Origin of the sequence: Anaerotruncus sp. AF02-27 (genome assembly GCF_003465835.1) — a bacterium.
Lineage (GTDB): Bacteria > Bacillota > Clostridia > Oscillospirales > Ruminococcaceae > Anaerotruncus > Anaerotruncus rubiinfantis.
Genome location: NZ_QSBX01000044.1, coordinates 1 through 9444 on the forward strand (window position 1 = coordinate 1; position 9444 = coordinate 9444).

The window sequence follows — 9444 nt, forward strand, 5'->3', positions numbered from 1 at the left end:
CTCGCCCCTCGCTAAAGCTTTTTCTCTACCACCGGCACAGCCGGTGGTTTCTCTACAACAAAAAACCGGCCGCGTCCGCAGCCGGTTTTCCTTTTCACCAGTTCCCCGTTATTTTAAAATAAAATCGTCAAATCCGTCCGTCATCTTCTGTGTTCCATCCGGCATCACCCACAGCGCCTCGATGTCCGGGAAGCGTTCGGCCAGGCTATGTCCCTGCGTGTACGGCAGGTTGTAGAGCGCGGTTGAAAGCGCATCCGCAGTCCCTGAGTCCTTTGCGATCACGCTGACCGCCCAAAAATACCGGGCGGGCATCAGCGTCTTTGGATCGATGATGTGATGGTACTGCACGCCGTCCACCGTATAATAACGCTGGCTGCCGCCGCTTGTGACAAGCGACCGGTCGCGCAGGCCAACCCGGCAGAGATATTTCCGCCCGCTCTGATGATCGGGATTCTGCACGCCGACTCGCCACGGCGCGCCAAAACCGTCCATCCCGCCGACCGCGCAGACATTGCCGCCCACACTGACCAGAAGGTTTTTGATTCCCTGTTCCCGCGCGCCGCGGCAGACCCGCTCCACCGCGTAGCCTTTTGCGATCGCACCCACATCAAGGCGCATCTCCGGATCGGCAAGAAATACGGTCGATGCCGTTTGGTCAATCTCTATTTTTTCGATATCGGTATGCTGTGCGGCGGCGCGCAGCGCTTCCATCGCCGGAAGCGTCGCATGTTCCGGGTCGTCAATCCCTCGGATGCGGAACTCATGCCAGATCGAAAGCACGCTTCCAAACGCGACGTTCATCTCTCCGCCGGTGCGGACATATAGCTCCTTGGCCTCCAAAAGCAGATCAATGATCCGCCGATCCACCCTAACCGGCGCAATCCCAGCCAGGTCGTTTATCGTTTTGAGGTTTGCTACGCCGTCATACGTATGGTAGATATCATAAAGTTGATGGTAGGCTTCCAGCTCGTCGTGGATTAGCTGCGCATTGGCGGTGAATGTTTCTTTGCTGCCGCCGTATCCGACGATGGTGGTCACCGTGTCGAACAAGGAGAGGAAGGTGGCCTCATAGCGCGGGAGCCTTGCCGCTTCGGTCCGGCCGCCGCATCCGCCCTGCGATACAGCCAGGCAAAAAGCCGCAAAGCCCACTATCCATCGTCTCTGTCCCATACGGCACCTCGAAAAAAGACGGGACGGGTCCCATACGTCCCGTCCTTTCGCATTTTTGTCATCTGGCGCTGTCCGCCGCCTTGCCCAGCGCCAGGTTAAAGTCCCCGACGCTGATCGTGACCGATGCGGCAAGTTCCGCGTCCTGGGGCGAACCGCTGTCGTTCACCGCAATGCCGGACAGTTCATCGGCCGTCTTGCCCAGTGCATACCGCGCGTAATTTTCCGCCTGCTGATACCATTCGAGTCCAATACCGGAAGCCTGTTTCATCCCATAGGCTTCCTTCAGCTCGTTTTTGGTCTGCGGCGCGATGTCCAGACCGGTCGTGATCTTTCCGGTTTTATCGAAGCGCACGCTCGACTGGGAGCCATCCAGAATACAGCTTGTGACACGGCCGTCCGTGCCGAACGACGCCGCCGCATAGATTGAATCCACCTGTGCGAGGCCATCCTCGGCCCCCGCGTCCTTTGATTTTGACATATTCGTCACGGTCCCCATGCCAAGCTTGTCGCCGGCTTTTGCACCGAGCGGTTTCGCGTTCGCAACCGCCTTCTCAATCGAGGCGATCCAGTCTCCGATCGAGATGGTCACCGTGGCCGCGAGTTCCGCGTCCGCCGGCGCGGTCGTTTCGGTCAGGGCAATGCCCTTGATCTCCTCAACCGTCTTCCCGGTCACATAGGCCGCCAGGGCGTTCGCCTGTTCGTACCACTCCTTGCCGATGCCCGAAGCTTTCTTCATGCCGTATTCGCCGCCCAGTTCCTGCTTGGTCCGGAACATGGCCGCCGTATCCGCCAGCAGCTTTCCCTCCTTCGAAAACGGGATCTTTGCCTGCACTGCGTCAATCTTACAGTCGACGATCCGCCCCTGTGCGTCCACAAGCACCGCCACGATGTTTGTGTCCGCCTCAGCCAGCCCGTCCTCCTCGCCAGCGTCTTTTGATTTCGCCACTGAATTGAGTATGGCCAGGCCAGTCGCGAGGCCTTTTCCGGAGGGAGGCGTCTCTGGCCTCTGTTCGGGGACAGCTTCCGGCGCGGTGGATGATGCGCTTTCCGGAGGCGCAGAGGCAAACGGCGAATATCCTTTCGGGAGATTTGATGCGCAGCCCGCCAGCATGGGCGTCGCCAGCACAAGGCTCAAAACAGCCGCCAATAACCTTTTCATGATCGATTTCTCCTTTCAGCTTTGCGAAGCAGGTTCAGCCGTTCTGCTCCGGCTGCTTTGTGGGTCCATGGTAAGCTCTGTCAAGAATTCCCGTCAATCGGGCTTCCTTTTCTTCCGGTACGCCCAGCTGTGCAACCAGCTTTATGGCGCGCTCATAATACCGTTTTGAAAGCCGCCGCGTATCGTCAAGCCCACCGCAGGCGCGCACCGTTTTGTTGAGCGCATCGCGGGAAAGCCCGCCTTGGCGGGCGCGGAGTTTAAAGTCCGCGTCCGTTTCAAGCGCTTTGATAAGCGGCAGCGTGACAACCCCCTGCTCGTAGTCCGACTGGACCGTTTTCTTTGCAGCTGCCTCATCCGATTCAAAATCGGCGCAGTCGTCGGTCAGCTGGAAGATCATCCCCACGCTGCGTCCAAGCCGTTCATAACGGCGAAGGAGCGTTTCATCCTGTGTGCAGAGGATCGCGCCGCCGTGGTAAGCCGCCTCAAAAAGCGCCGCGGTCTTGCCGCGGATGATTTTGAGATAACGCCAGACGGTCAAATCAAAATTGTAGTTGTTCATCTGCTGCTGCAGTTCCCCCAGACAGACCCGCCCCGCGAAATCCGGCAGCCGCAGGCGCAGGTATGTTTCCCGGTCGTTTGCCGCGGCCGCCGCGCGCAGCGCGAGGCTCAACAGATAATCCCCGCAGATGACAGCCGTCCGGCGGCCGAACTTGCGCTGCATGGTGGGAACGCCGCGCCGCAGACTGGCGTCGTCGATCACGTCGTCATGCACCAGTGTCGCCAGGTGCAAAAGCTCCACCGACACCGCAAAGCACACTGCATCGGCGGGGACTGTCCCGTCCGGAGCCTGCGCGCAGGCAAGCAGGCTTGCCGCGCGGATCATCTTTCCCCGCGCCTCAGCCAGATATCCGGTATAATTCTTAATGAGCCCCGGCGCTGTGGTCAGCGCGCGGCCGACCCGCGCACCGGCCGACCCCAGCGCTTCGTCAAATCCCGGGAATGGTTCGCCCCGGGCGAGATTTCTGATGCCTGCGTTTTCAATCATTGTAGAGATACCACTTTCTTACAAACCGGACATTCTTCCAGCGTTTCTTGAGCCAGGGCATCACATAGTAGTCAAGGCCGATCGTCCGTCCGCCGCCGATGAGCACTGCGATTGCCGCAAAAACCATCCAAAAGGTATTCAGGTAAAGCCCGGTGGTCATGACGAACATCACCTGCAGCACCAGCGAAGCGCCGGATGTCAGGAAGGTGAAGAGTCCTCCGATCAGCGCGAGGCCGATCAAAATTTCTGCCGCCACAACACAAATCTGCATAAACACCTGCATCCCATCGCTTGAGAGGATCACGTGATTGACAAACCAGTTTACCAGCGGGAAGTCGATCTTAAAGGCATAATCCGAGATCGTCGCATGTGTGAGGTCGGACGCGCTCACAAGCGTCACATCGAGAAAACCAAGGATGCGGTAGCTGAACACTGCCACGCCGGTCAAAACCGCTTCCCCTGCGGCGGCTGTCGCGCTCGCCACCGCATCCACCACCGCGACGGCGTTTCGCGCGCCCGCCGCGGAAAGGATCTGGTTGAAAAACTGGTTCGCGCCGCCGAAAAATCCGGTCAGCATTGGGGTGTACATCCAGCCCTCCACGATCTTCATGGCCCCTTCAAACACCCAGCAAGCCCCAAGCCAGACCCGCAGCGGCACGAGCAAAAAGCTCGGCGTGCGGTTGGAAAAGTGCCCGCCCAGAAAGCTGCGGCAGTCGCGGATGGTGAAAAATTCGTGCTTCAGGTAGCTGAACACCTTGTTCCAGCCGAGCACCTGCACAAAATAGACAACGTTGATGAAATGTTTGACGAACATCGCCAAAAAGGACGGCAGGCTGAACATGTGGTTCGGGGTGCCGACCTGCGCCACACCGTAGCGTCCGCCAACCGACACCATCACGCCGTGGAACTTGGGATTGTATTCCCGCAGTTCCCCCCGCCCGGTCACAAGCGAAACCAGGTTGTGGGCAATGAGTTCAGCGCTCTGTTCGCAGTTTTCAACCATCTGCGGAACCGGATTTTGTTCGCCCTTTGGGACATACATAATATTGTCTCCCGCGACAAACACATCCGCGTGACCGGCAGCGCGCAGGTATTTATCGGTGACAACCCTGCCGCGCCGGGCGGTCTGCAGCGCTTCAGCCGCCTCTGAGACAATATCGCTCGACTCGATCCCAGCTGTCCAGATGACCGTGCCGGCCGGAAAACGTTCCACTCGGCCGTCCTCGCCTTTGAGCTCGATGTAATCTTTGCCAATGCCCGCCACGCCGGTTTCGAGCCGCACCCGCACGCCCATCTTGGCAAGCCTGCGCGCGACCTTATCCGAGAGTTTCTCCGGCAGGATGGGAACGATGCGATCGAGCACGTCAACCTCAAACATCGAGACTTCGCCAGCGTCAATTTCAAATTTTTCACAGAGCAGCGGCGCCAGTTCCGCGAGCTCCCCCGCCATCTCCACACCGGTGAAGCCCGCGCCGACCACATAGAAGGTCAGCAGCCTGCGGCGTTCGGCCGGATCGGCCTCGCGCGCGGCGCAGCGGAAAACACGCAGCAAATGCTCGTGCAGGACCACCGCGTCGTCGTAGGACCACAGGGTGTAGGAGATCTCTTCCGCACCCGGCACGCCGAAAAAGGCTGGCTTTGAGCCGGTCGCGAGAACCAGATAATCGTATGGATAAGCGCCGGCCTTGCCTGCGAGCACTCTGTTCTCAAAATCGATCGACAGGACCGAATCGAGCACGACGCGCACATTCCGTCCCGCGAATATCCGTTCCAGGCTGATTTTAATGCTGACCTCGTCCACGCGGTGCGCTGCTACTTCGTGCAGCTCGGTATACATGGTATGGAACGGATTTTTATCGATAATCGTAATTTGCACGTCCTCCTGTTTTTTCAGGCGTTTCGCCAGTTTTTTTGCCGTGAGGACACCTGCATAACCTGCGCCGACAATGACAATATTTTTCAATGCTTTCATCTCCTAACGATCGGCTGCCGGGCCGGCTGACCGGCGAAGCCACATTGGACCCTTCCTTTAGTATTCACCACGGGACGCCACCGATTCAAAACCGCGACCAAAAATCCACTGTTTCTTTTTCAAACATCCCTCACAAAAGGAGGCTTCCCCTTGTCAGGCAAAGATCTGCGCGCCTTCCTGCAGAAACTCGAAGCGCTCGGCGAGCTTTCCCGTATTAAAGCGCCGGTTTCGCCTATTCTGGAAATTACCGAGATTGCCGACCGGGTCAGCAAGACCCATGGCAGGGCGCTCCTCTTCGAAAACGTGGAGGGCTCCCGCTATCCGGTTTTTATCAATGCGGTGGGCAGCGATCGGCGTATGGCCCTTTCGCTCGGCGCCGAATCGCTTGATGAAATCGCGGACGGCCTTTCTGCCTATCTCGACTTTTCGCATTATACCTCAATCGGCGGCGTTTTATCCTTTTTGCCAAAGCTTTTGCGCCTCACCTGCTGTTTTCCGCTGCGCGTACCCTTGGGAAACGCGGCCTGTCAGCAGGTGGTCGAACGCAGCCCCGACCTTTCCGCCCTGCCGGTACTGCAGTGTTGGCCGCTCGACGGCGGGCGATTCCTCACCCTGCCGCTCGTCTTCACCAAATACCCGGACGCAAAGGTACAGAACATCGGCATGTACCGCATGCAGGTGCTCAGTAAAAACACCACCGCCATACACTGGCAGAAACACAAGGACGGCTCCGCTATCTATGAGGCGTGGCGGGCCCATGGCGGCAGGATGCCGGTTTCGGTGGCGCTCGGCTGCGGACCGGCCGTTTCCTACGCGGCGACCGCCCCGCTGCCGCCGAAGCTTGACGAGCTGATGCTTGCGGGCTTTCTGCAAAAGCGTCCGGTTACGCTCACCCGCTGCGTGACAAACGGGCTCTGGGTCCCGTGTGACGCGCAGTTCGTGCTCGAAGGCTATGTAGACACCGAAGAGGCGCCGGTCCGGGAAGGGCCGTTTGGGGATCACACCGGTTACTATTCGCTCGCGGACTGGTACCCGCGCTTTCATGTGACCTGCATCACCCGGCAAAGAAATCCCATCTACCCCGCTACGGTCGTGGGCCGTCCTCCGATGGAGGACTGTTACCTGGCCAAAGCCACCGAACGGATTTTCCTGCCCATCCTGCGGATCTCAATACCGCAGCTCGCGGATCTGAGCCTGCCGTTCCCGGGCGTTTTCCACAACTGCGCGGTCGTATCGGTGAAAAATGATTTTCCCGGCGCGGCGCGCACCGTGATGAACGCAATTTGGGGAATGGGACAGATGCGCTGTACCAAGCTCATCGTCGCGGTGGATGCCGGGGTCGACCCGAGCAGCTACGATGCGGTCGTTTCAGCCATCCTGCAAAATACCGATTTTGAAAAGGACCTGGTCATTTCAATGGGCCCGCTCGACGCGCTTGACCACAGTTCGGACCAAGCGCTCTACGGCGCCCGGCTCGGCGTGGATGCGGCGCGCAAGCCGGGCGCACGCATCCGCACCGGTAAGCTTCATTTTCTGCCGGTACAAAAATCCGCCGCAGGGGATGGGAAGCGCGCCGCCGAAGCCTTCCTGCGAAGCAGCCCGGATGTAAAGCTCGCGGTCGCGGTCGATGACACGGTGAATCTTTGCAACCGTCAGGAAGTGCTCTGGCGCGTATTTAATAACATCGACGCGGCCCGTGACCTCACGGTCGAAAACGGACGCGCGGCGCTCGACGCAACCACCAAACTGCCGTCAGAAGGGCTCACCCGCCCGTGGCCGCAGGACATCATGATGTCCCCTGATATCCGTGAGCAGGTCGACCGGCGCTGGGAAGAATACGGGCTTTGAATCTCTTTGAACGGAAGGCGAAACGATGAATCCGATTAAAAAACTGATCCGAAAGCTCCATGATTACGGTAAGCTCGTGATGTTTGGCCACACGGTGTTCTCCCTGTCGTTCGGGCTGGTGGCTCTGCTTGCCGCGTCAGACGGTAGGCCGCGGCCGCGGGTCGTCTTTTGGGCAGCCGCCGCCTTTCTCGGCGCGCGCACCGGCGCGAACGCCTTGAACCGTGCGGTGGACGCGAAGATCGACGCAAAGAATCCCCGTACCGCGAACCGCCAGATCCCACGCGGCGAAATCTCGGTGGCGGAGACGGTAATTTTTACGCTTCTCTGTTTCGCGGGGATGGTTCTTGGCGCCTATATGCTGAACCCCCTCTGCCTTGTCCTGTCGCCCGCCGCGCTTTTCCTCATGTTCATCTATTCCTACACAAAGCGGTTCACCTGGCTGTGTCATCTGGTGCTCGGCGTGACCTGCGCCTGCGCGCCGGTGGGCGCGTGGCTCGCGGTGACCGGCCGGTTTTCTCTGCCGCCGCTGCTGCTCGGAGCAGCAAACTGCTTGTGGACCGCCGGATTCGACATCATTTACGGCTCGCAGGACTACGATTTTGACAAAGCGAACGGATTACACTCGATTCCGGTGCGCTTCGGGATCAAAAGTGGGCTTCGCATCAGCACCGGTTTCCATGTAGCTGCGCTCGGCTGTCTTGCCGCCTTCGGCCTTATTTCCCCGCTGATGGGCCCGCTTTACGGTACGGGGCTCCTGGTGATCGCCGGGCTCATGGCGGTGCAGCACCGGCTTGTTTCGCCAGGACGGCTCGAAAACGTGACCTTTGCATCCTACAGCGTCAGTCAGCTCACCAGCCTCACGCTGCTCTTGTTCGGCGTGCTCGACATCTATCTTTGAAAGGAGCCTTTCCCATGCGGTTTTTGCGCGTTTCCCTCGCCCTGCTGCTCACGGGGCTCTCGGCCTTCTCTCTCTTCTCCTGCGGCAAGCAGGAGGAAGCCGGCGCGCTGCGCGTCGGGGTCATGTATTCCTCGGACGTCATCCCGCTCGCGGTTATGAAAAACCAGAAGCTCGATGAGAAGCATGGCGTAAATTTGGAGATGCAGATTTTTTCCTCCGCGAAAGACCGCGACGCGGCGCTGCAGGCGGGCGAGCTTGACGGGGTTTTCACCGACTTTGTAGGCATATGCATCTACCAGAACGCCGGACTGGACGTGAAGATCACCGGCATGACCGACGGCGACTACCTGCTGCTTGCCGGACCAGGCACCGGGATCACTTCGCTTGCCGGCGCCGCAGGAGGGCGGATCGCCATCTCGGAAAACACCCTGATCGAATATGCGCTCGACACGATCCTCACACAGGAGGGCTATACGCCTGATTATCTGCGCAAGGAGCTCGTCCCGCGCATCCCCGACCGGCTTGAAATGCTGCGCGCCGGCGGCGTGGAGCTCTGCCTGCTTCCTGAGCCCTTCGCCACCATCGCAAAGCGGGACGGCGCCGCGCTGCTCGGCAGTGCGAACGCGGCCGGCCTCTATCCGGCGGTTTCGGCCTTCACGCGGGACGCGATCAGAGAAAAAGCGGATCTGATTAAAAAGTTGTACAGCGCCTATGACGAAGCGGTGGATTATATCAACGAAACGCCGGTATCGGAATTTGAATCGGTGGTGATTGAAAGCGCGGGCTTCCCGGAGGAGCTCGCGGGCGGCATTGAATTGCCGGTTTTTCGCAAAAACGCCCCGCCCAGCGAGAGGGACCTGGCCGCCGCAATCGCATGGGCTTCCCGAAAAGGGCTCTGCGATGCGACCCTCACCCCCAAAAGCCTGCTTGGCAGGCTTTCCTAGGCAGCGCGCCATGCTTACAGTGGAAAATCTGCGGGTGGGCTATCCCCGCGCGAAAGCACCGGTCATCGACGGGCTTTCGTTCAGCCTGTCCTCCGGCGGCGTACTGGCGGTTTTAGGGCCGTCCGGCTGCGGCAAAACAACGCTCCTAAACCTGCTTGGCGGGACAATGGCACCGCAGGCAGGTTCGGTTTCCTTCTCTGGAAAGCCGCTCACACCCGAAAAAGTATCCATCGGGCTTATCCCACAGCATTACGGCCTGCTCCCCTGGAAAACCGTCCGGGAAAATATCCGATTCTGTTCGGATTTGCGCGGAAATACGGATGAAACCGCGCTACAAAAACTCTGCGCACGGCTTGGCCTGCTGCCGCTCCTTGGCCGGTATCCGCGGGGATTGAGCGGCGGACAGGC

General features: G+C 59.5%; 8 protein-coding genes. 4 read left to right on the plus strand and 4 right to left on the minus strand.

All coding sequences use genetic code 11. The features are described from left to right. Nucleotides 1–108: 108 nt before the first annotated feature. From DWV16_RS17950 to DWV16_RS17965, 4 genes are read right to left on the minus strand one after another with little or no spacing between them, the layout of a single operon-like run. Nucleotides 109–1170, minus strand: coding sequence for an FAD:protein FMN transferase (locus DWV16_RS17950; RefSeq protein WP_066452549.1), 1062 nt, complete (start codon nt 1168–1170; stop codon nt 109–111). A gap of 58 nt (nt 1171–1228) precedes the next feature. Then, the gene (locus DWV16_RS17955; protein WP_066452550.1) at nt 1229–2329 is read right to left on the minus strand and encodes a hypothetical protein; all 1101 of its coding nucleotides are present in this window, start codon (nt 2327–2329) and stop codon (nt 1229–1231) included. 34 nt (nt 2330–2363) lie between these two features. Then, nucleotides 2364–3374, minus strand: coding sequence for a polyprenyl synthetase family protein (locus DWV16_RS17960; protein ID WP_066452552.1), 1011 nt, complete (start codon nt 3372–3374; stop codon nt 2364–2366). Beyond that, the gene (locus DWV16_RS17965; protein WP_370219448.1) at nt 3367–5337 is read right to left on the minus strand and encodes an NAD(P)/FAD-dependent oxidoreductase; all 1971 of its coding nucleotides are present in this window, start codon (nt 5335–5337) and stop codon (nt 3367–3369) included. The genes DWV16_RS17960 and DWV16_RS17965 overlap by 8 nt, the downstream gene beginning before the upstream one ends. A gap of 159 nt (nt 5338–5496) precedes the next feature. Here DWV16_RS17965 and DWV16_RS17970 point away from each other — a divergent pair, with 159 nt between their 5' ends. From DWV16_RS17970 to DWV16_RS19700, 4 genes are all read left to right on the plus strand, one after another. After that, on the plus strand, nt 5497–7194 hold the full coding sequence (locus DWV16_RS17970; protein WP_118480809.1) for a menaquinone biosynthesis decarboxylase: 1698 nt from the start codon (nt 5497–5499) through the stop codon (nt 7192–7194). Nucleotides 7195–7219: 25 nt separating this feature from the next. Then, nucleotides 7220–8092, plus strand: coding sequence for a 4-hydroxybenzoate octaprenyltransferase (locus DWV16_RS17975; protein ID WP_118480811.1), 873 nt, complete (start codon nt 7220–7222; stop codon nt 8090–8092). A 14-nt stretch (nt 8093–8106) separates the two neighbouring features. After that, nucleotides 8107–9036, plus strand: a complete 930-nt coding sequence (locus DWV16_RS17980; RefSeq protein WP_118480813.1) for an ABC transporter substrate-binding protein — start codon at nt 8107–8109, stop codon at nt 9034–9036. Nucleotides 9037–9046: 10 nt separating this feature from the next. Next, the coding region (locus tag DWV16_RS19700) for an ATP-binding cassette domain-containing protein (protein ID WP_243007366.1) at nt 9047–9444 on the plus strand (398 nt) is incomplete at its 3' end.